This is a genomic window from Streptomyces sp. NPDC097129, from assembly GCF_055668065.1.
The window spans coordinates 16,094-37,429 of record NZ_JBVOQE010000002.1 but is presented as its reverse complement, the minus strand read 5'-3'; the positions used below and the strand labels follow the sequence as shown (position 1 = coordinate 37,429).

28 protein-coding genes and 4 pseudogenes are annotated in these 21,336 nt (G+C 69.9%); 13 read left to right on the top strand and 19 right to left on the bottom strand.

What is annotated here, in order from left to right; genetic code table 11:
- The first annotated feature begins 18 nt into the window (after positions 1–18).
- Together AC0B9F_RS06050 and AC0B9F_RS06045 are read left to right on the top strand one after the other, a co-directional pair.
- Entirely contained in the window at positions 19–1,050 is a 1,032-nt protein-coding gene (locus tag AC0B9F_RS06050; RefSeq protein WP_472000838.1) for a permease, read from the top strand.
- On the top strand, positions 1,047–1,790 hold the full coding sequence (locus AC0B9F_RS06045) for a TIGR03943 family putative permease subunit (protein ID WP_471999043.1): 744 nt from the start codon (positions 1,047–1,049) through the stop codon (positions 1,788–1,790). Before AC0B9F_RS06050 ends, AC0B9F_RS06045 begins: the two co-directional genes overlap by 4 nt.
- A gap of 255 nt (positions 1,791–2,045) precedes the next feature.
- On the opposite strand, the pseudogene rpsN reads toward AC0B9F_RS06045, so the two are convergent.
- Both rpsN and rpmB read right to left on the bottom strand, forming a co-directional pair.
- Positions 2,046–2,350: pseudogene (rpsN, locus tag AC0B9F_RS06040) on the bottom strand (30S ribosomal protein S14).
- Entirely contained in the window at positions 2,350–2,586 is a 237-nt protein-coding gene (gene rpmB, locus AC0B9F_RS06035; protein WP_471999041.1) for a 50S ribosomal protein L28, read from the bottom strand. Before rpmB ends, rpsN begins: the two are co-directional and overlap by 1 nt.
- Positions 2,587–2,669: 83 nt before the next feature.
- On the opposite strand from rpmB, the gene rpmG reads away from it, so the two are divergent.
- The 4 genes from rpmG to rpsR are packed head-to-tail and all read left to right on the top strand — an operon-like array spanning position 2,670 to position 4,510.
- Positions 2,670–2,834, top strand: coding sequence for a 50S ribosomal protein L33 (rpmG, locus tag AC0B9F_RS06030; RefSeq protein WP_017949758.1), 165 nt, complete (start codon positions 2,670–2,672; stop codon positions 2,832–2,834).
- A gap of 5 nt (positions 2,835–2,839) precedes the next feature.
- Positions 2,840–3,097 carry a type B 50S ribosomal protein L31 gene (locus AC0B9F_RS06025; RefSeq protein WP_471999040.1) on the top strand — a complete coding sequence of 86 codons (258 nt, stop codon included), beginning with the start codon at positions 2,840–2,842 and terminating at the stop codon, positions 3,095–3,097.
- Between the two features lie 5 nt (positions 3,098–3,102).
- Positions 3,103–4,248 carry a GTP-binding protein gene (locus tag AC0B9F_RS06020; protein WP_472000837.1) on the top strand — a complete coding sequence of 382 codons (1,146 nt, stop codon included), beginning with the start codon at positions 3,103–3,105 and terminating at the stop codon, positions 4,246–4,248.
- A gap of 19 nt (positions 4,249–4,267) precedes the next feature.
- Positions 4,268–4,510: a 30S ribosomal protein S18 gene (gene rpsR, locus AC0B9F_RS06015; RefSeq protein ID WP_471999039.1), complete on the top strand. Its 243-nt coding sequence runs from the start codon at positions 4,268–4,270 to the stop codon at positions 4,508–4,510.
- Positions 4,511–4,712: 202 nt separating this feature from the next.
- Here the strand turns inward: rpsR and AC0B9F_RS06010 are convergent, their stop codons facing one another.
- Together AC0B9F_RS06010 and AC0B9F_RS06005 are read right to left on the bottom strand one after the other, a co-directional pair.
- Positions 4,713–5,024, bottom strand: a complete 312-nt coding sequence (locus AC0B9F_RS06010; RefSeq protein WP_472000930.1) for a hypothetical protein — start codon at positions 5,022–5,024, stop codon at positions 4,713–4,715.
- A pseudogene (locus tag AC0B9F_RS06005) lies at positions 4,910–5,230 on the bottom strand (permease); the annotation flags it as partial. The pseudogene AC0B9F_RS06005 and the gene AC0B9F_RS06010, both read right to left, overlap by 115 nt.
- Here AC0B9F_RS06005 and AC0B9F_RS06000 point away from each other — a divergent pair.
- Positions 5,190–5,327 (top strand): hypothetical protein, encoded by a 138-nt coding sequence (locus AC0B9F_RS06000; protein WP_471999037.1) that lies wholly within the window; start codon positions 5,190–5,192, stop codon positions 5,325–5,327. The pseudogene AC0B9F_RS06005 and the gene AC0B9F_RS06000 overlap by 41 nt on opposite strands.
- 73 nt (positions 5,328–5,400) lie before the next feature.
- Here AC0B9F_RS06000 and AC0B9F_RS05995 read toward each other — a convergent pair whose 3' ends face one another.
- From AC0B9F_RS05995 to AC0B9F_RS05950, 10 genes are all read right to left on the bottom strand, one after another.
- Positions 5,401–6,582: a GTP-binding protein gene (locus tag AC0B9F_RS05995; RefSeq protein ID WP_471999036.1), complete on the bottom strand. Its 1,182-nt coding sequence runs from the start codon at positions 6,580–6,582 to the stop codon at positions 5,401–5,403.
- Between the two features lie 11 nt (positions 6,583–6,593).
- On the bottom strand, positions 6,594–6,761 hold the full coding sequence (rpmF, locus tag AC0B9F_RS05990) for a 50S ribosomal protein L32 (protein ID WP_471999034.1): 168 nt from the start codon (positions 6,759–6,761) through the stop codon (positions 6,594–6,596).
- 52 nt (positions 6,762–6,813) lie between these two features.
- Entirely contained in the window at positions 6,814–7,713 is a 900-nt protein-coding gene (locus AC0B9F_RS05985) for a metal ABC transporter permease (RefSeq protein WP_471999033.1), read from the bottom strand.
- A complete protein-coding gene (locus tag AC0B9F_RS05980; RefSeq protein WP_471999032.1) occupies positions 7,710–8,573 on the bottom strand; it encodes a metal ABC transporter ATP-binding protein in 864 nt (287 codons plus the stop codon). Before AC0B9F_RS05980 ends, AC0B9F_RS05985 begins: the two co-directional genes overlap by 4 nt.
- An 11-nt stretch (positions 8,574–8,584) precedes the next feature.
- On the bottom strand, positions 8,585–9,523 hold the full coding sequence (locus AC0B9F_RS05975) for a metal ABC transporter solute-binding protein, Zn/Mn family (protein WP_471999031.1): 939 nt from the start codon (positions 9,521–9,523) through the stop codon (positions 8,585–8,587).
- Between the two features lie 230 nt (positions 9,524–9,753).
- The gene (locus AC0B9F_RS05970) at positions 9,754–10,155 is read right to left on the bottom strand and encodes a (2Fe-2S) ferredoxin domain-containing protein (RefSeq protein WP_471999030.1); all 402 of its coding nucleotides are present in this window, start codon (positions 10,153–10,155) and stop codon (positions 9,754–9,756) included.
- Positions 10,152–11,177, bottom strand: a complete 1,026-nt coding sequence (locus AC0B9F_RS05965; RefSeq protein ID WP_471999029.1) for a WD40 repeat domain-containing protein — start codon at positions 11,175–11,177, stop codon at positions 10,152–10,154. Before AC0B9F_RS05965 ends, AC0B9F_RS05970 begins: the two co-directional genes overlap by 4 nt.
- Complete coding sequence (locus AC0B9F_RS05960; protein WP_471999028.1) at positions 11,174–12,196, bottom strand: CobW family GTP-binding protein; 1,023 nt, start codon at positions 12,194–12,196, stop codon at positions 11,174–11,176. Before AC0B9F_RS05960 ends, AC0B9F_RS05965 begins: the two co-directional genes overlap by 4 nt.
- Positions 12,197–12,205: 9 nt before the next feature.
- Positions 12,206–12,415, bottom strand: a complete 210-nt coding sequence (locus AC0B9F_RS05955) for a hypothetical protein (protein ID WP_471999027.1) — start codon at positions 12,413–12,415, stop codon at positions 12,206–12,208.
- 8 nt (positions 12,416–12,423) lie between these two features.
- Positions 12,424–12,912 (bottom strand): Fur family transcriptional regulator, encoded by a 489-nt coding sequence (locus tag AC0B9F_RS05950; RefSeq protein WP_471999026.1) that lies wholly within the window; start codon positions 12,910–12,912, stop codon positions 12,424–12,426.
- A gap of 314 nt (positions 12,913–13,226) precedes the next feature.
- Between AC0B9F_RS05950 and AC0B9F_RS05945 the strand changes: the two genes are divergently transcribed.
- The 4 genes from AC0B9F_RS05945 to AC0B9F_RS05930 all read left to right on the top strand — a co-directional run bounded on the left by AC0B9F_RS05945 (position 13,227) and on the right by AC0B9F_RS05930 (position 16,170).
- Complete coding sequence (locus tag AC0B9F_RS05945) at positions 13,227–14,129, top strand: permease (RefSeq protein WP_472000834.1); 903 nt, start codon at positions 13,227–13,229, stop codon at positions 14,127–14,129.
- A complete protein-coding gene (locus tag AC0B9F_RS05940; protein WP_471999025.1) occupies positions 14,126–14,893 on the top strand; it encodes a TIGR03943 family putative permease subunit in 768 nt (255 codons plus the stop codon). The genes AC0B9F_RS05945 and AC0B9F_RS05940 overlap by 4 nt, the downstream gene beginning before the upstream one ends.
- A gap of 258 nt (positions 14,894–15,151) precedes the next feature.
- Entirely contained in the window at positions 15,152–15,514 is a 363-nt protein-coding gene (locus AC0B9F_RS05935) for a hypothetical protein (protein WP_471999024.1), read from the top strand.
- Entirely contained in the window at positions 15,511–16,170 is a 660-nt protein-coding gene (locus AC0B9F_RS05930) for a nucleotidyl transferase AbiEii/AbiGii toxin family protein (protein WP_471999023.1), read from the top strand. The genes AC0B9F_RS05935 and AC0B9F_RS05930 overlap by 4 nt, the downstream gene beginning before the upstream one ends.
- A gap of 148 nt (positions 16,171–16,318) precedes the next feature.
- Here AC0B9F_RS05930 and AC0B9F_RS05925 read toward each other — a convergent pair whose 3' ends face one another.
- Positions 16,319–16,657, bottom strand: a complete 339-nt coding sequence (locus AC0B9F_RS05925; RefSeq protein WP_471999022.1) for a hypothetical protein — start codon at positions 16,655–16,657, stop codon at positions 16,319–16,321.
- Between the two features lie 223 nt (positions 16,658–16,880).
- On the opposite strand from AC0B9F_RS05925, the gene AC0B9F_RS05920 reads away from it, so the two are divergent.
- Positions 16,881–17,222 carry an HNH endonuclease gene (locus tag AC0B9F_RS05920; RefSeq protein WP_471999021.1) on the top strand — a complete coding sequence of 114 codons (342 nt, stop codon included), beginning with the start codon at positions 16,881–16,883 and terminating at the stop codon, positions 17,220–17,222.
- A gap of 678 nt (positions 17,223–17,900) precedes the next feature.
- Here the strand turns inward: AC0B9F_RS05920 and AC0B9F_RS05915 are convergent.
- The 3 genes and pseudogenes from AC0B9F_RS05915 to AC0B9F_RS05905 form a co-directional block, all read right to left on the bottom strand.
- Positions 17,901–19,289 (bottom strand): hypothetical protein, encoded by a 1,389-nt coding sequence (locus AC0B9F_RS05915; RefSeq protein ID WP_471999020.1) that lies wholly within the window; start codon positions 19,287–19,289, stop codon positions 17,901–17,903.
- A 748-nt stretch (positions 19,290–20,037) separates the two neighbouring features.
- Positions 20,038–20,274 carry a hypothetical protein gene (locus AC0B9F_RS05910; RefSeq protein WP_472000928.1) on the bottom strand — a complete coding sequence of 79 codons (237 nt, stop codon included), beginning with the start codon at positions 20,272–20,274 and terminating at the stop codon, positions 20,038–20,040.
- A gap of 13 nt (positions 20,275–20,287) precedes the next feature.
- Positions 20,288–20,539: pseudogene (locus tag AC0B9F_RS05905) on the bottom strand (transposase); the annotation flags it as partial.
- A gap of 34 nt (positions 20,540–20,573) precedes the next feature.
- Here AC0B9F_RS05905 and AC0B9F_RS05900 point away from each other — a divergent pair.
- A pseudogene (locus AC0B9F_RS05900) lies at positions 20,574–20,815 on the top strand (rhodanese-like domain-containing protein); the annotation flags it as partial.
- A 25-nt stretch (positions 20,816–20,840) separates the two neighbouring features.
- On the opposite strand, the gene AC0B9F_RS05895 reads toward AC0B9F_RS05900, so the two are convergent.
- A complete protein-coding gene (locus AC0B9F_RS05895) occupies positions 20,841–21,182 on the bottom strand; it encodes a hypothetical protein (RefSeq protein ID WP_471999019.1) in 342 nt (113 codons plus the stop codon).
- Between the last annotated feature and the right edge of the window lie 154 nt (positions 21,183–21,336).

Sequence of the window (21,336 nt, the reverse complement as noted above, 5' to 3'; positions counted from 1 at the left end):
ACGGACGACCGGGACGCGATGACGCAGGAGCCAGATGGCCGGGGCCGGCCGGCGGACACCGCGGGTGAGCGTGCCGGCGGGGAACGTACGGCCGGTGACGGCCGGCATGTGAACTCCTCCGTCGTCCTGGTCACGGTCCTGCTCCTCATCGTCATGGGGCAGGGCCCGATTCGCAGGGCTCTCGCCGCTCCGGTGATGCAGAGCTGGATGACGGTGTTCGTGGCGGTGGTGCTCCAGGCCCTGCCCTTCCTGGTGTTGGGCGTCCTGCTGTCCGCGGCGCTCGCGGTCTTCGTCCCTCCCTCGTTCTTCGCCCGCGCACTGCCCGGCCGCCCCGGGCTCGCCGTGCCGGTCGCGGGCCTGGCGGGCGCGGTGCTGCCCGGCTGCGAGTGTGCGTCGGTCCCGGTGGCGGGTGCGCTGGTGCGTCGTGGGGTGACGCCCGCCGCGGCCATCGCGTTCCTGCTGTCCGCGCCGGCGATCAACCCGGTTGTGCTGACGGCGACGGCGGTCGCTTTCCCGCGCCATCCGGAAATGGTGCTGGGGCGTTTCGCGGCCGGCCTGCTCGTCGCGTGCGCCATGGGCTGGCTGTGGCAGCGACTCGGCCGCACGGAGTGGCTGCGTCCGCCGGCCCACGCGAGATACGACGGGCAGAGGAAGGGCGCGGCGTTCTGGGACTCGGTCCGGCACGACGTGATGCACGCGGGCGGTTTCCTGGTTCTGGGGGCGATGGCGGCTGCGACGCTCAAGGCGGTGGTCCCGGCGGACTGGTTGCGCACGGCGGCGGGCAACCCCCTTGCCGCTGTGGGTGCGTTGGCGGTCCTGGCCGTGCTGCTGTCGATCTGCTCGGAGGCGGACGCGTTCGTGGCGGCGTCGCTGACGCAGTTCTCGCTGACGGCGAAGCTGGTGTTCCTGGTGGTCGGCCCCATGATCGACCTGAAGCTGTTCGCGATGCAGGCGGGTACCTTCGGCCGCGGTTTCGCGTTCCGCTTCGCCCCGGCCACTTTCGTGCTGGCGGTCGCGGGAGGGGTCCTGACCGGGGTGGTGCTCTGGTGAACAGGCAGGCCCAGGCGGTGGTCATGTTCCTGGTCGGCGCGGTACTCCTGCATTCCGGGTGCACGGACCTGTATCTGCGGTACGTGAAGGCCGGGTTGCGGCCGCTGCTGCTGGCGGCGGGGGCCGTGCTCGTAGCCGGAGCGGCGGCGACGGTGTGGTACGAGTTCACAGGCCGGAGGGGGCAAGCCCAGCAGCACGACCATCGTGCGGAGGACGGTCACGGTCACGGGCACCGAGAACCACGCGTCGCGTGGCTTCTCCTGATCCCCCTCCTCGCACTGATCCTGGTGGCGCCGCCGGCACTCGGCTCCTTCAGCGCGATGCGTGCCGGTACGGCGTTGCAGCAGCCGTACGGCTACGCGAAACTTCCGGACTCGGACCCCCTCCCGATCAGCCTGGCCGACTACGCGGGCCGCGCGGTGTACGACCACGGCCGGTCACTGGGCACACGAAAGGTGCAGATCACGGGCTTTGTCGCCCTGGACACACGGGGCGCACCGTTCCTGGTCCGCATGTCCCTGAACTGCTGCGCCGCGGACGCACAGCCCGTGAAGCTGGCCCTGACGGGCGACATCCCACCGGTCCTGCAACCGGACACCTGGCTGCGGGTGACCGGCACATACACCCCGAAGCGGACCAGGGACCCGGTCAACAACCGTCCGATCCCGTATGTGCGGGTCACCGAGGCGGTACCGGTGCCGACACCGCGCGATCCGTACGACGAGAGCTGGAACCAGTGAAAGGCCGAACGGGCGCTGCTGAAGTCGTCGGTGGAGGAGCCGTTGCTGGTGGCGCCGGTCGGGGGGTAGGTCACCGTGTTGTTCGCGAAGACGCCGGTGGTGAGGTGCTCGGTGGAGATGCCCGGGAAGAGCACGCCGGCTTCCCAGTGGCAGCTGTGCGTGGGCGAGCCCCCCGACCTGCCGCAGCACCCACACTGCCGGCGTGGGTGCTGCGGCGGTTCAGGGGGCTCGCCCTGTGAGCGGAGTGGCCGTCGCTCACCAACTGCTCTTGGTCACGCCGGGCAGTTCACCGCGTGTGCCATCTCGCGTACCCGGATGCGGGACAGGCCGAAGGCGCGCAGGTGGCCGCGGGGGCGCCCGTCCACGGCGTCGCGATTGCGCACGCGGGTGGCACTGGCGTCACGGGGCTGCCGACGCAACTCCCGCTGAGCGGCAGTCCGTTCGTCCTCCGAGCTGCGGGGGGACGCCATGATCGCCTTCAGTGCGGCACGCCGCGCGGCGTACCGCGCCACGACGAGGCGCCGCTGCTCGTTCTTTGCGATCTTGCTCTTCTTCGCCATCAGACCTTCCCTCCCCGGGCACGGATGCGGGCCACCGCTGCCTCGACGCCGATCAGGTCGACCGTCTTGACGCCCTTGGCGGACAGGGTGAGGCGGACGTGCCGGCCCTCGCTGGGCAGCCAGTAGCGCTTGCGCTGGATGTTCGGGTCGAACCGGCGCTTGCTGCGCCGGTGGGAGTGGGAGATGTGGTGGCCGAAGCCGGGTCGGCGGCCGGTGAGTTGGCAGTGGGCGGACACGGGTTCCTCCTCGGTGGGTCGGTGACGGCAGCACACTAGCAGCTAAATGAAAATGAAAACCAATCTCGTGTATGGTGCCGTTCATGGCCCGTAACGAACTCCGCCCGATCATCAAGCTGAGGTCCACCGCCGGCACCGGCTACACGTACGTGACCCGCAAGAACCGCCGTAACGACCCCGACCGGCTGACGCTGCGCAAGTACGACCCCGTCGCCGGCCGCCACGTCGACTTCCGTGAGGAGCGCTGAGAGCTGTGAAGCCCGGAATCCACCCCGAGTACCGCCCGGTCGTCTTCCGTGACCGGGCCGCCGACTTCGCCTTCCTCACCCGCTCGACGGCCACCGGCGACAGGACCGTCGAGTGGGAGGACGGCAACACCTACCCGGTCATCGACGTCGAGATCTCCTCGGCGAGCCACCCCTTCTACACCGGCACCCAGCGGGTCCTGGACACCGCCGGGCGGGTCGAGCGCTTCGAGCGGCGCTACGGACGCGGACGGGGGGAGCGGTGAGCGGGCTGCCGGTCGCGATCGTCGCGGGGCTGCATGCCGACGCCCGCCGCGCCGCCGTAGAGGAGATCCTGCGAACGGTCCCCGGCTCGGTCGCGCTGCACCACGACCTGACGGCCGCCGTCGACAGCGCGGTACACCGCACGGTCCGCGACGCCGACGGTCTGCTGAGCCGCGGCGAGGCGCCCTTGGTGAACGACTGCGCGTGCTGTGCCCTGCGTGAGGACCTGGTTCCCGAACTGCTGCGGCTCGCGCACGAGGGCAGGTACCGGCTGGCGGTCGTGGAACTGTGGGACTCGGTCGAGCCCCAGGCGATGGCCGCGGTGATCGCCGCCGCGGGGGCCACGCTGACGCTGACGGGCGTCGCCACCGCGGTCGACCCGGCACTCGTCCTGCCGTACCTCGCCAGCGGTGACGATCTGGCGGACGTGGGCCTCGCCGCCGCGCCGACCGACCAGCGCACCGTCGCCGACACCTTCGCCCGGCAGTTGGAGCACCCGACGGTGATCGCCGTCGTCGACGACGGCTCGTCAGGGGAGAGCGCCGACGACACCGACCGTGCTCTGCTCGCCCAGCTCACCCCGGGTGCGCGAAAGGTGGGCGTGAACGGCGGGGCCCTGGGGTCCGCTCTGCTGGCGGGATTCGACGTGGCGGCGGCCGCGGCCCGCCTGCACCCTGCATGCGCGCTGCTGCCGCAGGAGTGCGACGAACACGGCGTGACCACCCTCGTCTGGCGGCGCACCCGGCCCTTCCACCCGCAGCGTCTGTACGCCGCTCTGGAGGACCTGACCTGTGCCGCCGCGCGCAGCCGTGGGCGTTTCTGGCTGGCCGACCGCCCCGACACCCTGCTGTCCTGGGATGCCGCGGGAGGTGCCCCGTGCGTGGAGTCGGTGGGTCCCTGGCTGGCCGCTCTGCCGGACGCCGCGTGGGAGATGGTGCCCGCCGAACGCCGTCTCGCCGCTTCCCTGGACTGGCACCCCGAACACGGCGACCGCTGCCAGTACCTCACCTTCACCTCGCCCGGCCTGGACCGCGACGGTCTGCTGACCCTGCTCGACTCGTGCCTCCTCACCGACGACGAGTACGCGGCCGGCAGGAAAGGCTGGCAACAACTCCCGCACGCCTTCGACGAATTGCTCGACCCAGTGACCTGACAGAGAGGACCGACCCACCATGCCCCGACGCACGAGCAGCGGGCGGCAGACCGCCAAGCGCCAGCGCGTCAACCCGCTGGACGCCGCCGGCATCACCTATGTCGACTACAAGGACACCGACCTGCTGCGGAAGTTCATCTCCGACCGCGGGAAGATCCGCAGCCGCAGGGTGACCCATGTGACGCGTCAGCAGCAGCGGCAGATGGCACAGGCCGTCAAGAACGCACGGGAGATGGGTCTCTTGCCCTACGGCACCCGGTAGCCGGCACGGCCCAAAGGATCGCCCCGGCGCCGTCACCGCCTCTCATACGAGTTCGACGGCTCTCCGACCTGGCCGACCGTCTTCGAGTCCAACTCGGGGGCCGGGCCCCTTCCGAGCCCAGCTCGCCCTTGGGACGCCAGGTTCCCGTGACCGTTACCCGCCTGTCGCCGGCCGGGGGCATCCGCGCCGCGGACCTGCACCTTCACCGTCGTCGCGTCCGCCGCTCACCACGAGACCAGCAGCCAGCCAGCCAGGCGACGCGCGGGCCGGCCGTGTGGGTGTGCGCGTGCCCGTGGCCGTCGTGCGGGTCCGCGTTGCCGTGGCCGTGTGGGCCCGCCTCCTCGTCGCCGCCCGACACCTCCCGTGCGGTCCGCACTCCCGCCACGCCACCCAGCAGCGCAGCCGAAGCCACTCCTCCCCGCCCGAAGCGCGCCCACAGCCAGCCCATCACCACGGCCGTGGCGAGCGACTCCACGAGCCGGGCCAGAGGGCAGCGGCCGGGGCGACCCCGCACCGCATCAGGCTGCCGGCCACCGGGACGGACCCGCATTCGCACACCCGGGCAGTACGGCACCGGCGGCGCCCGCGACGGGCACGGCGAGGGCCTGATTGCGGGGGAGTGGCCGGCTGAAGTCCCGCTCGGGGACGAAGGCGCCGATGGCGGCGGAGACGACCGACCGTGCCCAGCAACAGGAACGGGATGCCCTGGACGACGACGGCCGCTCGCTACTTCGTCTGGCACATGGACAGCCGCATGCCGGTGACGGAGGCTGTGCGCAGGCCGGGCCCCGGCCCGCAGGTGCAGCAGTCGGCGTGAGGATCCGGCACATCGAGTGCCTGTGCCGGGCCGGGCGGCGCCGTGGCTGCGTTCGCCGCCCGGCCCGGGGTTCTCAGACGGCCGACACGAGTTCGTGCTCGCAGGTGCCGTCGATGTTGTAGGTGTCCCACGCGGGAAACGGGTCGCCGGGCGGCAGGGTCTCACCGTCGGCCATGAGGCAGTCGGTCAGTGCCGCGTGCAGGGCGTCAGCGCGCAGGTGCGTGCCGATGAAGACCAGTTCCTGGCACTCGGGGCCGTCGGTGTCACGGGCGGCGGAGGGATCGAAACGTGCGACCGAGCCGGCCTGTGACCACAGGCCCGTCACCTGCGGCCGGCTGGCCAGCGTGAAGAAGCCCTTGGAGCGCAGGATCCGCCCGTACGCGCCGCTGTCGAGTCCCTCGGTCACGAATGCCCACAGCCGGCCGGGGTGGAAAGGCAGTCCGGCCCGGAAGACGGTAGAGGAGATTCCGTACTCCTCGGTCTCGGGGACGTGGTCGCCGTTCAGCTCCCGCACCCAGCCAGGCGCTTGCTGGGCCCGTTCCAGGTCGAACAGCCGGGTGCCGAGTACGTCGTCGGCCTTCACCCGGCCGTGGACCGCCGGGACGAGGCGCGCGGCCGGGTTGAGGCGGGCGAGCGTCGCGCGCAGCCGGCCGGCCGACTCCTCGTCGACGAGGTCGAGCTTGTTGAGGACGATGACGTCGGCGAACTCGACCTGGTCCATGAGCAGGTCGCTGACGGTGCGTTCGTCGTCCTCGTACTGGTCCAGGCCGCGCTCGACGAGCTCGTCGCCCGTCGTCAGCTCACGCAGGAAGTTCGCCGAGTCCACGACCGTGACCATGGTGTCCAGACGGGCCACCTCTTCGAGGGTGGCGCCGTCGTCGCGGGCGAAGGCGAAAGTCGCGGCCACCGGCATGGGTTCGGAGATGCCGGACGACTCGATGAGCAGGTAGTCGAAACGGCCCTCGCGCGCCAGCCGGTCGACCTCCTGAAGCAGGTCGTCGCGCAGGGTGCAGCAGATGCAGCCGTTGGTCATCTCGACCAGTCGTTCCTCGGTACGCGACAGGGCCGCCTCGCCGCCGCGCACCAGGGCGGCGTCGATGTTGACCTCGCTCATGTCGTTGACGATGACCGCGACGCGAAGGCCCTCGCGATTGCCGAGGACATGGTTGAGGAGGGTGGTCTTGCCCGCGCCGAGGAAGCCGGACAGGACGGTGACGGGCAGTCGCCCGAAAGGCTCGGAAGACTCGGAAGGCATCGAGAGATCAGTCACTCGGGGCGCAGCAGGCCGCGCTCGTACGCCTTCACGAGGCGCTGCGGCACCAGGTAGGAGACGCCGTCGACGGTGACCGGGACGAGAGTTGGCGTGGCCGCTTTCCACTGGGCGCGGCGGTGACGGGTGTTGCTGCGGGACATCTTCCGCTTGGGAACAGCCATGGGGTCCTCCTGAGTAGACGCGCAGAACGCTACATGAAAATGAGAGTCATTACTAACTGGGTGCGGGGTGGGTGAGTCCGGGGGAGGCCGGCCTCCCTGCTCCCCACCGTCGGCTGCGGTAGCCGCCCACAAGCCGGCAGACGACGTAGAGGGTGAAGGAGATGGTCGTGACGTAGGGGCTGATGGGGACGCTGCTTCCCAGGGCGAGCAGGATGCCGCCCTCGATCGAGGCAACGGCGAAGACCACGCTGAGCAGGGGCAGCAGGACCGGTGAGGCGGTGACGCGGGCGGCTGCCGCGGCAGGTGTCACCACCAGGGAGAGGACCAGTAGTGCACCGACGACCTGGACCGACAGGGCGACCGCGAGTCCCAGTACGAGCATGAAGGCGATCGACAGGCCACGCACCGGTACCCCGCGGGCCTCGGCGACGTCGGGGTCGACGCTGGTGAAGGCGAGCGGCCGCCATATGACCGCGAGGGTGAGGAGCACGACGGCAGAGGTGCCGAGCAGCCAGGTCATCTGCGGGGTGTCCACGGCGACGATCTGACCGGTGAGGAGCCCGAACTTGTTGGCCGCCCGGCCCTTGTAGAGGGCGAGGAAGAGCACACCGAGCCCCAGGCCGAACGGCATGATGATGCCGATCACCGAGTTGCGGTCGCGGGCTCGGGTGCCCAGGACGCCGATCGCGCCGGCCGCGAGGAGCGAGCCGGTGATCGAGCCGGCCACGAGGTTCGCCCCCAGCAGGAGCGCGGCCGAGGCGCCCGCGAAGGACAGCTCGCTGATGCCGTGCACGGCGAACGGCAGGTCACGCATGATGACGAAGACTCCGGCCAGGCCGCCGACCAGGCCGAGCGCGACGCCGGCGATGAGGGAGTTGCGGACCAGCGCCAGCAGTTCGCCGTAGTGGTCGAAGGCGAAGACCTGGTGCCAGATCCCGTCGGCGAGCGTCATGGGCGCACTCCGTCGGTCTGGTCGGTCTGGTCGGTCTCGAGAGGGTGCGGGTCGGCGGGCGCGTCGGGCGCTCCCACCACCACGACCCGGCCGTGGACGCGGACGACGTCGACCTGCGTGCCGTACAGCGTGGACAGAGACTCGGAGGTCAGAACCTGGTCGGGAGTGCCGACCCGGTGGCCGCCGCCGGCCAGGTAGAGCACCCGGTCCACCAGGCCGAGCACCGGGTTGATCTCGTGGGTCACGAAGACCACCGCCGTGCCGTGCGAGCGGCGCCGGGCGTCCACGAGGTCGGTGACGGCCCTCTGGTGGTGCAGGTCCAGGGAGAGCAGCGGTTCGTCGCACAGCAGGATGCGCGGATCGGTGGCCAGAGCCTGGCCGATGCGTACGCGTTGGCGTTCGCCGCCGGACAGCAGGCCGAGCGGGACGTCGGCGTACGCCGACGCCCCGACCGCGTCGAGGATCTCGTCCACTCGGTGCCGGATCTTCCTGGTACCCGGGCGTGGGCCGAAGCGGTGTCCGTCGATGCCGAAGCGGACGAGATCGCGGGCCCGCAGCATGGCCTGGGAGGGCAGGGCGGCCTGCTGGGGGACGTAGCCGATGTGCCGGGCGGCCTCGCGTGCGGGCCGGCCGAGGACGGTCAGTGTCCCCGCGGACAGGGGCTGCCGGCCCAGCAGGGCTCTGATGAAGCTGGTCTTGCCCGCGCCGTTCGGGCCCAGGACGGCGAGGAACTCGCCCGGGAGTACGTCGAGTTCAAGGCCCCGCCACAGTGTGCGCTCGCCGTAGGACAAGGCGGCGCCGCGCAGGCTGATCACGGCGGTGGTGCCGATTGTTGAGCGGGCCCGGGGCACGGAGGCCATGCCCGGCTGCCTCACTTGTCCAGCGCGCTCGCGAGCGCGTCCACGTTGGCGGTCATCCAGCCGATGTAGTCCTTGCCGTTGGGCAGGGTCTCGGTCACGGGTACGACGGGGATGCCGGCGTTCTTCGACGCCCGCTCGGCCTTCTCCGTCTGGGGGCCGGAGGTCTGCTCGTTGTAGACCAGCACCTTGACCTGCTTGCCGGTGAACAGTGCCAGCGTCTCCTGCAGGACCTTGGGGGAGACGTCGTCGCCCTCTTCGATAGCCTGGCTGAACTCCTCGGGCGTCTTGTCGACCAGGCCGCTCGCCTGGATCACATACAGCGGCACGGGTTCGGTGATCGCCACCCCCTCGCCGCCGTGCTCCTGCTTGATCTGAGCTTCCTTCGCCTCCAGCGGCTTCAGCTTCGCCTTGAACGTCTTCGCGTTCTTCGTGAAAGTGGCGGCGTTCGCGGGGTCGCCCTTGCCCAGGGCGGAGGCGATACTGTCGGCGATCTTCGCAACGGCGGGGAAGTCGTACCAGACGTGCTCGTTGAGTTCTCCGCCCTCGGGGGCGGTCCTGCCGGAGACCTTGACCGCGTTGATCAGCTGGGCGGAGGAGTTGCCGCCGCTCCTGAGCATCTTGTCCATGAACTCGTCGTAGCCACCGCCGTTCTCGATGACGACTTTCGCCTTGGACAGGGCCAGCTGGTTCCGGGTGCTGGCCTCGTAGGAGTGCGGGTCCTGGCTGGGGTCGGTGATGACCGAGGTGACCGCGACGTGGTCGCCGCCGATCTGCCGGGCGATATCGCCGTACACGTCGGTCGAGGCGACCACCGGGACGGCCGACGAGGAGGTCCGGGCGGCTGCGGAGCTCCCTTCGCTTCCAGAGTCCGACGAGCTGCTGCAGCCTGCCAGAAGAGCCAGGGATGCGCCGGTTATCAGCGCCAGGCACCGGGACGGGGACGGGGGCATGGTTCCTCCAGCAGAGGGGGGGGCGACGTTTTCACGCCACACGCTAGATGAAAATGAATGTCAAAACCACGCTTGCCCGCCCCTAAGTGAAAATCGTTGCCAACTGTTGACGTGCTCAGCAGTCGCGGAACTCCGGTGACCGGTGGGCTTGCAGCGTCGCGGCGGCGGAGGTGGCGGTGGGCTCGTCGAGCCGGGCGGCCGCGAGGGCATCGCGGCCGCCGACGCGGGCGTCATCGGCGTGCGCGGGCGCGGGACTCGCGCGGCGGGCGGATGAGCTGGAGCGCCAGGGCGGGCGGCGGTTCGGCGATTCCGGGTCCGCCGGCCCGCGCCCACCGCAGCAGGTCGTCGGTGCTGTCGTCATCCATGGCGAAGCCGACCCACACGGCGCGGCCGCCGGCCCGGCGGCCGGTGGTGGAGGGCTGGACGACGATGACGTTGGCCTGGTCGCAGGGGCCGAGGCAGTCCGTCGTACGGACCTGGAGGCCGCCTTCTGCCGCACCGGCGCGCAGCCGATCCAGTTGCCAGGCGTGGTCGGTGCCGGGGTGCCTGCGCGGGTTGCCGCAGCAGCACCCCCGGCAGACGACGAGCGTGCAGGGCCGGGGAGCGGCCGCCCGGATCACGGACCGGTTCACAACGCGGACCGGGACGGCACGCCGTACGCCCGGATCCGGCCGTCCCTCCAGGCGCCGGCCAGCAGGTGCGGTCCCGCCCAGGCCAGTGCCGCGACAGAGGCGCCGGTCCCGTTCAGCTCGCGAGCCGGCCGCAGACGCGCCTGAGGCCGCCCGGACGTGGCGTACCACAGGGCCACGGTCCCGTCGGTGCCGCCACTGGCCAGGTGCCCGCCAGCGCCGGGCCGCCAGGCGAGCGCCGTCACTGTCTCGTGGCGGCGCAGCGAGCGCGGTGCCGTGCCCTCCGGGCCCTTTCCGGAGAAGTCCCACACCGTCACGTCGGGTGCGCCGTCGGCTGCCAGCCAGCAGCCGGTGTCGTCGAAGGCGAGGCGGGAGACCTTCTCCGGGTAGCCGGACATGGTCAGCTCGCCCCCGTCGCGGGCGCGCCAGATGTGGATGGAGGCGTCCTGGTTGCCGCTGCAGATCCACCTCCCCGTGGGCGCGACGGCGAGCGCGAGGTGCGAGCCCGCATAGGGGTAGGTGGCGACCGGCGTCTCGGTGTGCCGCTCGTGGCAGCGCACCGCCCCGTACGCGGCCACGGCCAGGCGCCGCCCCTGCCGCATCCAGGCGAGGTCGGTGACGGTGGACGCGGCGGGCTCCGTCCGCCACAACTCGTCGCCGTCCGCGTCGAGTACGAGCACCCGACGGCCGGAGGCGACCGCGACCCGGTGGTCGTCGGCCCAGGCTGCGGCGGCCGACCAGGCGCCGGACTCCCGCACCGTCGTACGGCCGTCGGAGCGGCGCCACAGCGCGTACCCCAGGGGGCCGGTCGCCACCACATGCCCCGCATCCGGGGCGAGCTCAACCCTGAGCGCACCGCCTGGAAGGCCAAAGGATCCGACCTCGGCGCCCAGCGCGGCGTCGAGAACCTGCACGGTCCCCTCGGCGCCCGCGACGGCGATCAGACCGCCGCGTGCGCTGAGGGCGACGGGTGCATCGTCGACGCCGACGTCCCAGGTGGGCGGAGACTGCACCGTCGTACTCACGCGACCGCTCCCGCCGAGGCCAGGCAGTCGGCGAAACCGCGCTCGAGGGCCTCCCGGTCGAGGGCGCGGCCGATGAACACCAGTTTGTTCGTGCGCGGTTCGCCCTCCCGCCAGTCGCGCCCGAAGGTGCCGTCGAGCAGCATGTGCACGCCCTGGAAGACGTACTGCTTCGGTGCTCCGGCGATGGCGAGGATGCCCTTGGAGCGGAAGAGGTCCACGCCCTTGGTACGCAGCAACTGGCCGAGCCAGGCGTTGAGCCGGTCCTCGTCGAGCTCGCCGTTCAGCTCGATGCCCACCGAGGTGACAGTGGTGTCGTGCTGGTGCTCGCTGTCGGTCAGGAAGGCCGGGTCGTCGGCCAGCACCCGTTCCAGGTCGAACGCGCCCACGTCGAGAATCTGGTGCAGCTCGATGGCGGCGTGCTGGGCCCGCAGGACCTGGACCGGGGCATTGATCGACCGGATGCGGGCCTCGACCTCGGCGATCGTCCTCTCGTCCGCCAGGTCGGTCTTGTTGAGGACGACGCGGTCGGCGAAGGCGATCTGCTCGACGGCCTCGTTCTCCACGCCGTCCGGCTTCACCTCATCGAGGTGCTGGAGCACGTGCGCGGCGTCGACGAGGGTGACGATGGCGTCCAGCCGCAGCTGGGAGGCGATTTCATCGTCCATGAAGAAGGTCTGGGCGACGGGAGCGGGGTCGGCGAGGCCGGTGGTCTCGATGAGGATGTGGTCGAACTTCTCGCGCCGCCGCATCAGCGCGCCGAGGATGCGGATCAGATCTCCGCGCACGGTGCAGCAGATGCAGCCGTTGTTCATCTCGAAGATCTCTTCCTCGGCGTCGAGCACGAGGGCGTCGTCGATGCCGACCTCGCCGAACTCGTTCTCGATGACGGCGATCCTCAGGCCGTGGTTCTCGGTGAGGATGCGGTTGAGGAGGGTGGTCTTGCCGGAGCCGAGGAAGCCGGTCAGGACAGTGACGGGCACCCGCTCATCGCGAGGTTCGGAGGGTTCCAGGGTGGTCAAGTAGATCTCCTAGTCGTGCTGTTCAGGGTTGCGCAGGGCGGCCCGGAGGTCTTGCTCGGTGATCTGGTCGGCGGGCTGGTGCAGGGTCCAGCGGCGGGCCGCACCCTCCATCGGCAGCACGACGACGACGGTCTCCAGCGGCGGGCAGCCCGGCTCGGTACAGGCCAGCTGGCGGATCATGACGGCGGTGTCGTCGTCGAGTCCCAGCAGGTTGCGCACGCACTCCTTCAGCTCGCGCAGCTGCGGGCTCGGCGCGGGATGACCGGGGCGCAGCCCCAGGGGCTCCCATGGCATGACGCTTCTCCTTCGTCTCCGGACGGCTCGTCTCCGGAGGGCTGGCAGTCGGTGCAGATGCCGGTGAGTTCGACCGTGTGCTCGACGGCGGCGTAGCCGGTCGCGGCGGCGACCACGGCCGCCCACTCCTCCACGACGTCGGAGCCGACGGGCCGGCTCTGCCCGCAGTCCCGGCACAGCAGGTAGTGGCGGTGGCCGTCCGCCGGCCGCTGCCGGTACAGCCGTCCGCCCACTTCGTCGCGTACGACGTCCACGCCGCCCTCCGCCTCCAGGTCCCGCAGGGCTCGGTAGACCGTGGTCAGGCCGATGGAGTGGCCGGCGCCGGCCAGCAGGGCGTGCAACTCCTGGGCGGACACGAAGTCCTGGCACCCGGCAAGGGCGTGCAGGACCGCCTTCCGCTGCCGCGTCGCCCTGCTGCCCATGGCGCATCACCCCTGAGCCGTCGCCGAGTCGGTACGGCTCCACGGTAGGTGAAAATGAAATCCATGTCCATGTGAACGTTGATTCATGCGTTCTGGTGTTACCTCCTCATGGGCGGCGTGTGGGCGGGGTTGAGGTTCGGCTTCGGCTTATGGTCGGTCAGACACCGACATCCGGAGTAAACATGCAGAAAACGGATGAACTGGTAGACCGGGTGGCAGGAGTGGCAGTCGCTTCCGCCGGCCCCATCGCGCCCCGCCGCCGACCGCGGTGGCCCTTCACAGCCGTCGTCGCGAGCGCAGTCGGCGTGACGCTTCTGCTTCTTCTCACAGGCACCGTGCGGCTGAACGACCCGGCCGTTCAAGCCTGGCGGACCGTGTGCCTGGCCATCACCGTCCAGGCGCTTCCCTTCCTCCTGCTGGGCACCGCACTGTCCGGCGCGATCAATGCGTTCGTGCCGGCCGACCTGTTCACGCGCGTGCTGCCGAAGCGGCCCGCGTTCGCCGTTCCGGTGGCCGGCGCGGCGGGGGTGGTGCTGCCAGGCTGCGAGTGCGCATCGGTCCCCGTGGCGAACAGCCTGATCCGCCGCGGTGTCACCCCGGCCGCCGCCTTCGCCTTCCTGCTCTCCGCGCCGGCGGTCAACCCGGTCGTGCTGACTGCCACCGCCGTCGCCTTCCCCGGCAACCCCGCGATGGTCGCCGCCCGCTTGCTGGCCTCGCTCGCCACCGCCGCCGTGATGGGCTGGCTGTGGCTCTGGCGTGGCAGGGAGGAGTGGCTCAGGCCCACCGCCCGGCACGCCGGCCACCATCCCGGGCACAGCCGCTGGCGGGAGTTCCAGCAGGGCTGCCGGCACGACTTCCTGCACGCCGGCGGCTTCCTCGTCCTCGGCGCCATGGCCGCGGCGACCTTCAACGTGATGGTGCCGCGTTCCGTCCTGGACACCTTCTCCGCCTCCCCGTGGCTGTCGGTGCTCTTCCTGGCCGGGCTCGCCGTCGTTCTCGCCGTCTGCTCGGAAGCCGATGCCTTCGTCGCGGCGTCACTCACCGGCTTCTCGCCCACCGCGCGGCTCGCCTTCCTGGTGGTCGGGCCGATGGTCGACCTGAAACTCATCGCCCTGCAGGCGGGAACCTTCGGCCGCGCCTTCGCCTGGCGCTTCTCCACGGCGACCACCGTCGTGGCGATCTCCGCGAGCGCCCTGATCGGAGGGGCACTGCTGTGAAACGCCCCGCACAGGCACTGCTCCTGGCCCTGACCGGCATCGGCCTGCTGCACGCCGCGCTCTTCACCGATCTCTACCTGCGCTATGTGAAAGAGGGGCTGCGCCCGCTGCTGATCGTCTCAGGGGTTGTGCTGTTGCTCCTCGGTCTGGCAAGCGCGGTGCGGGCCGGGAAAGACGCCGAACACACGGAACGCACCGAACAAGCCGAAGAAGCGGAACACGTCGGCCATGCACACGACCACGACCACTCCCGTGTACCCGGCGTAGCCTGGCTGCTGTTCTTCCCGGCGCTGAGCCTGCTCCTCTACGCCCCGCCGGCACTGGGCGCGTACACGGCGGCGCGGTCCAACGACAAGGCGGTCAAGGAACAGCAGGCCTTCGACCCGCTGCCCGCGACCTCACCACTGCCCGTGACCCTCGGCGACTTCACCGGTCGGGTCCAGCAGGACCGTGACCGGGCCATCAAGGGACGCACCGTCCAGATGACCGGCTTCGCCACCCCGGCCGGACACGGCGGCGGCTGGTATCTGACCCGGATCATCTTCACTTGCTGCGCCGCCGACTCGCAGACCGTGAAGGTGCGGATGTACGGCACCCAGGCCCCGCCCGCCAACACATGGCTGGCGGTCACCGGCACCTGGCACCCCCGCGGCGCGCTCGGCACCAGGACCGCGGAAGCCGCACTCGACGTCCGAAGCGCCGAACGCGTCGCCCCGCCGGTCAACGCCTACACGGACGACCTGCCGCTCACGCCCTCCAGGTGACGCCGTGTCCCCGCTCGCGGGCGCGGGTGATCATGACGGAGTAGGTCACGCGGAGGGCCGCCGCAGTGGGGCAGGTTCCGGGTCTGCGGGGCAGCCGGTTGCCGTGCCACCTGGGGCTTGCGCGGGTAGGCGATGATGTGCTAGGCGTCCACTGGGTGAGGTGTCCGAGGGGAGGGCGGTCGGCCGCCCGACCCGTACGTACGACAGGGGGAGCCCGTATCCGCCATGCCGTCGCCTCCCAGCAGCGATACTGGATGCATGGACACGACGATCACCGCACCCCGCGCCGAGGTGCTGCGGGACCGCTACCGCAGCCGACTGCCCGAGCGCTTGCAGGAGCTGGCCGGCCCTGTCGAGGGCAACGTGGATCTGCCGCTCCACATCGTCTGGTCCGGGCGGACGAGCTACAGCCTGGACCGTCCGAAGTCCCGCATGACGCTCTACCGGACCGTCCTCGCCGAAGGACTGAGTGAGGACCTGGTGGCCCTCCTGCACCACCGGCTGCTCACCGAGCAGTGGCCTGTGCTGCGGCGCTTGATCAGTCCCTACATCCGCGAGGTCTGGGAGGACGCCTTCCCCGAGCTGCTCCGCACCGCTCCGGCCGACACGACCGCCGGGTGAAGCTCACTCCGCTCCACGAGCGGCTCCTCGCCGACATCCTCGACCTCGGCTCCCCCTATCCACTGGTCCTTACCGGCGGATACGCCGTTCAGGCCCACGGCCTGGTCGAACGCTTCAGCCGTGACCTCGACGTCGCCACCGAGAACCCCGCTCCGATGCAGGAGATCGTCGCGTCACTCACAGCAGGCCTCAGCGCGCGCGGATGGCGAACCACGCACGTCCAGACCGATCCGCTCAGCGGCCGGTTCCTCGTCACCGATCCGGACACCGGCGAGGAGTGCGAGGTCGACGTCCTCAAGGAGGCGTTCTGGGCTCCGCCTGCCCTGACCCCCTACGGCCCCGTTCTTTCCCTCGACGACGTGATCGGCACCAAGGTCCGTGCCCTCGCCGACCGCGGCACCGTCCGCGACCTCATCGACGTCCAGGCTGCCTCCCGTCACCGCTCCACCGCCGACCTCGAATCCCTGGGCCGCCGTCGCGCCCGCGAAGAGTTCAGCCTCGAAGATCTCCGGGACCGGCTGATCGGCGCGGACTGGTACGAGGATGAGGACTACACCGCGTACGGGCTCACCCCCCGGCAGATCGAAGAACTCAAGGCGTGGGCGCTGGAGTGGGCAGAGGATCTGGGTGCACGGATCCATGACGAGAACGCCTGAGAGGCGGTCATCGCGTCCATCTCCTTTACCGCCGTTGCCACGAGAGGATGCGGTGTAGCCAGCGGGTTCCAACCTGGAGCCGTGCACGGTGGGTGTTTGCCCTGCACGGCGGATGTGCATGGCAGCCGAGCGATACCCCCCAGTGGACTCACCGCGAAACCGGGCTGCGGTAACGGTCAAACACTGCATCCCGCTCCCACTCCCATGTCCAGTCCGGGTCCCGACGGTGGAACTCGGTAGCGGCCAGCTCGAAGAATTGGTCGGAAGGTTTCCGGCTGGATCCATTGACTACCAGTGCTGACAGCATCGGCTCGGGACCGGTGCTGTCCCTGCGGCAGACGTCTGCCAGCAGAAGCGACATCATCCGGCTGTGATAGTGCACCCGGTGCTCCGGTGCCACGGCCTCGCTCAGCGCCTTGTAGGTGTCGGTCCGGCCCTCCCGGGCCCACCCCTTCAGAATCGCTACCATGGCGTCCCGCGCAGCCATGTAGTGGACATCTCCATACTTCATGTGAGCCCCCGCCAGTCGACTGGAGCGACACGGTATCGAGTCGGGGCGGTGCTGAGGTTGGATTTGAAAAAGTCGCCCCGCGCGCCGCCTCGGAGACGGGGGAGCGCGGACGTCCACCGCGACGTCCGGCTCGCTCTCGAATGTCAGTGCCGCCTCCTACGATCGCCGTTGATCAGCCTGCAGCAACGGAGGGGGTGTGATGGACAAGATCCGTCGCGGAGAGCGAGGCAAGCAGAAGACACGGCAGTGGCTCATGGTCCTGACGGCGCATCGGGGCTTGTGTGTCTACTGCGGTCGTTCCGCGGCTACCACGATTGACCACGAGAAGCCCATCGCCGATACCGGGGCAGACGTCTGGTGGAACTCCGTTCCGGCCTGCGAAGATTGCAATCGTTGGAAGAAGGGCCGCACCGCGCGGCGATGGGTGGCCGACATGGATCTCCATCACAGGTGTCCGGAGGCAGGCTTCGCAACTCGAGGTATGCCCCCAGGGTGTACGTCGGCATCACAAGACGTGTGGAGCGTTTGCAGCGAGAGATAGCCGACATGGACCGGCGTGAGTGGTTCCAGCTGCACTACGATCGTTGCAAGGCGGAGTTGCGAGGCTACCCCCACTGTCCTTGGCGGACGCCGAAACTGAGGACTTCGCGGACCGTCTGTACGCGCCTGACCGAGGCCGGCCAGACGGCCAGGCTCGCGCGGCGGACCCAGAAGGAGCCGTGGTGCCCTCGGGTCCGCCTTAGCGGCTCCACCCGATGGACGTCCCACATCTGCTCGGCGAAAGCGCCGAGACTATCGATCTTGCACCCGCAGTCCAGCACGCCTCGTTGCCGATGCAGGGGCTGCGAGGAATCCGCTTGTCATCCGACTCGGTCCACCGGACCGGTGCATGCTCGGTCAGTCCTGTCCGCTGCACATCGTGCTTGATGCCGTGAGCCTTGGCGTATTCGTCCAGATCGTCGATCACGAGAAGGCGGCTGGACCACTCCCCGGGCCATACGGCGTACAACGTGGACTCGCCGGCCATTGCCCGCTCGTACGCCGCTCGGTCACTGCCGTGGGTGACTCAGCAGTCCTTCGGGGCGGGTAAGCGAGGCCATGCGCTGCATCGCCCGCGCCTACACCGTCACGGCGAGTCGAGGCCCACGCTCCTGGCCGTCGGGTGGTTTGGTCGTCCGACCAGAGGCCGTCCGGACGGACCTGTCGTCTCAGAGGCGCGTCAGCGAGACGAGCGCGCGCAGGGTTCCTCGTTCTGCCCCGGCAGCAGACGCAGGGCGAAGACGGAGCCGTCGGCGTGGACGGAGACGGGGCCGCCCCAGTTCTTGTCGAAGGCGAGGCGGGGGCGGACGCCGCGGCTCGCGTGGACGAGGGCGCGGTACTCCTCGACATCGCCTCTGGCGAGAAGTCGGAAGACTTCCTTGTCCACGCCGGAGAACGCCTCGACGCGGGGGCCGTTGAGGCGGAAGACGTGGTCGGTGCCGACGTACTCGTTGCCGAAGAGGGTGTGGGCGGCGTCCTGGATGCTCATGCTGGCCGCGTGTTCGAGGCCGGTGAAGCGTTTGCGGCCCTGCCGGTCGGTCAGGTGGCGGGCGGTGGCGTGGCCGGAGCCGGTGAAGGCCATGAGGCTCGCCGCGGTGGTGTGGGCCAGGGACTCCTGGAACCAGGCGTAGTCCTTCGGCTGCACGTGGCAGCCCCGTACGGGCTCCGGTGCCACCAGGCCCTCGGCCGGCGGGTGGATGTCCGGCATCACGTTCGCCTGGAACGGCGGGGCGTTCCGGTTCGCTTCCCGGCCCTCTGCCGGGGACAGCCGACCACCACTGCCCGGTGCCTGGAGGGCGTGGACGGTCATCGTGCCGCCGTCCGTCGGGAGCTGCGTGCTGAACAGCAGGCTAGGTGTCTCGTTCCACGCGCCGATGTGGACCGCTTCGGCGTGGGCCGAGGCGGAGGCCAGTTGCTCGGCGGAGGTGGCGGAGTCGCTGTGGTTGCCCTTGCAGGCGAGGGGGATGGCAAGAGACGGCTCGCCCGGCTGCCAGACCTCGGCGAAGTACTGGGGACGGTAGCGGTACTTCACCTTCTCGCCCTTGTCCCTGCTGGTGAGGGCCCAGCCCGCGCGTAACGCCGTGTCGGCGGGGACGATCGTCACCGAATGGTCGGGGAAACGGCTGCGCAGCATGTGCTCGGTGAGGGTGAGCGCGAAGCCGATGCCGAGCTCGCCGGACTGCAGTGACTTGTAGTGGTCCGCGATGCGGTGGCCTTCGTCGGTGAGGCCGAGGAAGGAGTCACGACCGCCGGCCAGGGCTTGGGTGTACTTGAGTGCGCCCCAGTGTTCCGCCAGCCCCCGGCCCGCACCACGCCACGACAGGGCAGTGGCCCGGGCGAGGGTGTGCAGCACGTCCCAGAGGGTCATTTCGAACTGCCAGGGCAGCTCCGTCGGCAGGATCGGGACGAGGGCGGGCTTCCGGCGGAGCGGCTCGTCCTCATTCTCCTTGCGCTTCTCGTCGTCCGCCGCGATGGCGGCCTTCACCTTCCCGACGAGCGCGTCGTCCGAGTGGACGGAGACGTTCGAGGGCTGGGTCAGGTCTTGGAGCACTTCCTCGGTCGGCTTCAACAGCTCTCCTTCACGGTGTGCGAGCGCGGTTCGCCATCGGCTGGACCGTAGGGAAGGGAGGAGCGGCGCACGCAAGTGCGCAGGGGCGCGTGACCTGGTCTTCGCCTCGGGCGGGAGGCAGGCAGCGAGCCGGCTTCCGGGGCGGTCGAGCGCCGACCGGCCGATGGCCAAAGGGACCGTGTTCCACGAACCAGAGCGATGTCGGTGCCCGACAGGCGGGTGCGTGGAGGCACTTCGTCCGTGTGCAGAGTGGTCTTCCGCATCTTTGATGGCGCATCAGGTAAGTCAGCATCCGGTCAGCATGAGTCGCCGGGCTTTTCCAGAGGATTGCCTGAACAGGCGCCGGTGCGGCGCGAAAGCCCAGGCGTGAAGCCGTCTCGCCCGAGCGGAGCGATGTTCCTCACAATCCTCGACCGGCGTGTCCCGGTGTACAGTCGAGACCGCCCTTGACCTGCACAAAGCAGGCAGGGAGCCTTCAAACAGGAGTCCAAAGTGCTGCGTACTCTGTTCAAGTCCAAGATCTAGCGTTTGGGTGTTTCCGCAGGTCAGGGCCCTGATCGCCGCCTTCGGGTCAGCAAAAGGTCAGCATCAGGCCGGACGGTGTCCGGCATGCTGACCTACACCTGTGGCAGGGGCCTCCTGCGCCGCCCGGCGCCCCGCTCAGAAGGCTTGATACGTGGCTCGACAGCTCGCTCGTGGGATGGGGTCCTTCTTCAAGGAGTGCGGTTGTTCCAGGCTGACCCGCTGCTCACACCCGTACACGAGTCGGTTCCGGGACGCTCTCGGCAAGCAGCGCGAAGAGGTCGGCTACGACACGCAGGATGACGCGATCGAGCGCCTTACGCAGATCTATGCGGAGAAAAAGAAGACGGCGCCGTCCGTTGCCGAGGCTCGCCGGGAACTCGGTCAGCAGACGGTCGCGGAATACGCGAAGCAGTGGCGGCCGCGGCAGCGGAGGATGCACCTCGGTGGCGGTGACGTGCACCTTGGTCTGCGGCGAGTTTGGCCCAGACCCGGGCCCTGCTCCATTCGCTGAACCGGCGGTGCGCGGTCGGCCCCGACGGGCCGAAGGATGGCGGTAACTGCTTCCATGTGCACCCTGACGTGGCCACGAACACAATCGCGGCCAGCACCTCGCGATCCCCGTACCGCCGTCGGCCACCACCTTGAGGCCGTGTCGGGGATGGCGGCACCACCCGCGCGAACAACTCCCACAGCTCATCCGGCACCAGGCGCTCCACGATGTCCACGACCGCAGACTATCGAACACGCCGAATGAGATGTCCTCTTAGAGCCGCCCGGCTCCTCGACCCGTCCGTGCCGATGGTGATGTACTGCTGGGGGACCAGGCTGCAGCGTCACTCGCGCCGCCCTCGCGCTGGCCGAACTCGGTGAACAGGTCGAGGAGATGTCGGGCGGCTTCGAGTGCTGCGCGCGAGGGCTCCACCCACGAGACGTGGCAGGGACCGGCCCGTTGCGACGCCGAACCCGTCACGGCACCGGTGAGCTGCGCGTGTGGCTGCTGACAACCGCTGCCCCGGGAGCCAAGGGTCACACGAGGTAGACGGTGCGGCCGCTGACCGGCGACTTGGGGCCGTAACAGTAGGCGCCGCGACCCGTGGACAGCAGCGGTGCGCCCAGCGCTTCGGCGAGCAGGCTGGAGGAGCACGAGGCGAGCACCTCGGGACCAACCAGACGGTGGTCGGCGCACTTCGCGTAGGACTGTCCCGCGGTGACGGTCTCCGCCACCGAAGCCACGGGCAGGCCGAACCCGCCTTGCTCGTGGAACGAGCGCAGCTCGCCGGCGGGCAACTGCGTGTGCTCCGCGTCGCACTCGTCGTCCCAGCAGGTGCGCATAGCGGAGGAGACGGCCAGTGCGACGCTCGACGCCACGAGGCGGATCTCGCCATGTAGCGCCGCCGTGCGAAGGACCGCTGCTCGGGAGGAGTGAGACGTTGCTATGTGATAAAGAGCAAACGAGTCAGTGACAGCTGTACTGCCCAGGGCGCCCAAGAGTTCTTCTGGGGTGACCATCGCAGATTCATTC

Bases quoted from the DNA above. Each gene is read 5' to 3' on its own strand.
- AC0B9F_RS06050 (WP_472000838.1), top strand. From the start codon at position 19: ATGACGCAGGAGCCAGATGGCCGGGGCCGGCCGGCGGACACCGCGGGT.
- rpmG (WP_017949758.1), top strand. From the start codon at position 2,670: ATGGCCCGTAACGAACTCCGCCCGATCATCAAGCTGAGGTCCACCGCC.
- rpsR (WP_471999039.1), top strand. From the start codon at position 4,268: ATGCCCCGACGCACGAGCAGCGGGCGGCAGACCGCCAAGCGCCAGCGC.
- AC0B9F_RS05995 (WP_471999036.1), bottom strand. From the start codon at position 6,582: ATGCCTTCCGAGTCTTCCGAGCCTTTCGGGCGACTGCCCGTCACCGTC.
- rpmF (WP_471999034.1), bottom strand. From the start codon at position 6,761: ATGGCTGTTCCCAAGCGGAAGATGTCCCGCAGCAACACCCGTCACCGC.
- AC0B9F_RS05985 (WP_471999033.1), bottom strand. From the start codon at position 7,713: ATGACGCTCGCCGACGGGATCTGGCACCAGGTCTTCGCCTTCGACCAC.
- AC0B9F_RS05980 (WP_471999032.1), bottom strand. From the start codon at position 8,573: ATGGCCTCCGTGCCCCGGGCCCGCTCAACAATCGGCACCACCGCCGTG.
- AC0B9F_RS05975 (WP_471999031.1), bottom strand. From the start codon at position 9,523: ATGCCCCCGTCCCCGTCCCGGTGCCTGGCGCTGATAACCGGCGCATCC.
- AC0B9F_RS05950 (WP_471999026.1), bottom strand. From the start codon at position 12,912: ATGGGCAGCAGGGCGACGCGGCAGCGGAAGGCGGTCCTGCACGCCCTT.
- AC0B9F_RS05935 (WP_471999024.1), top strand. From the start codon at position 15,152: ATGGACACGACGATCACCGCACCCCGCGCCGAGGTGCTGCGGGACCGC.
- AC0B9F_RS05925 (WP_471999022.1), bottom strand. From the start codon at position 16,657: ATGGCTGCGCGGGACGCCATGGTAGCGATTCTGAAGGGGTGGGCCCGG.
- AC0B9F_RS05920 (WP_471999021.1), top strand. From the start codon at position 16,881: ATGGACAAGATCCGTCGCGGAGAGCGAGGCAAGCAGAAGACACGGCAG.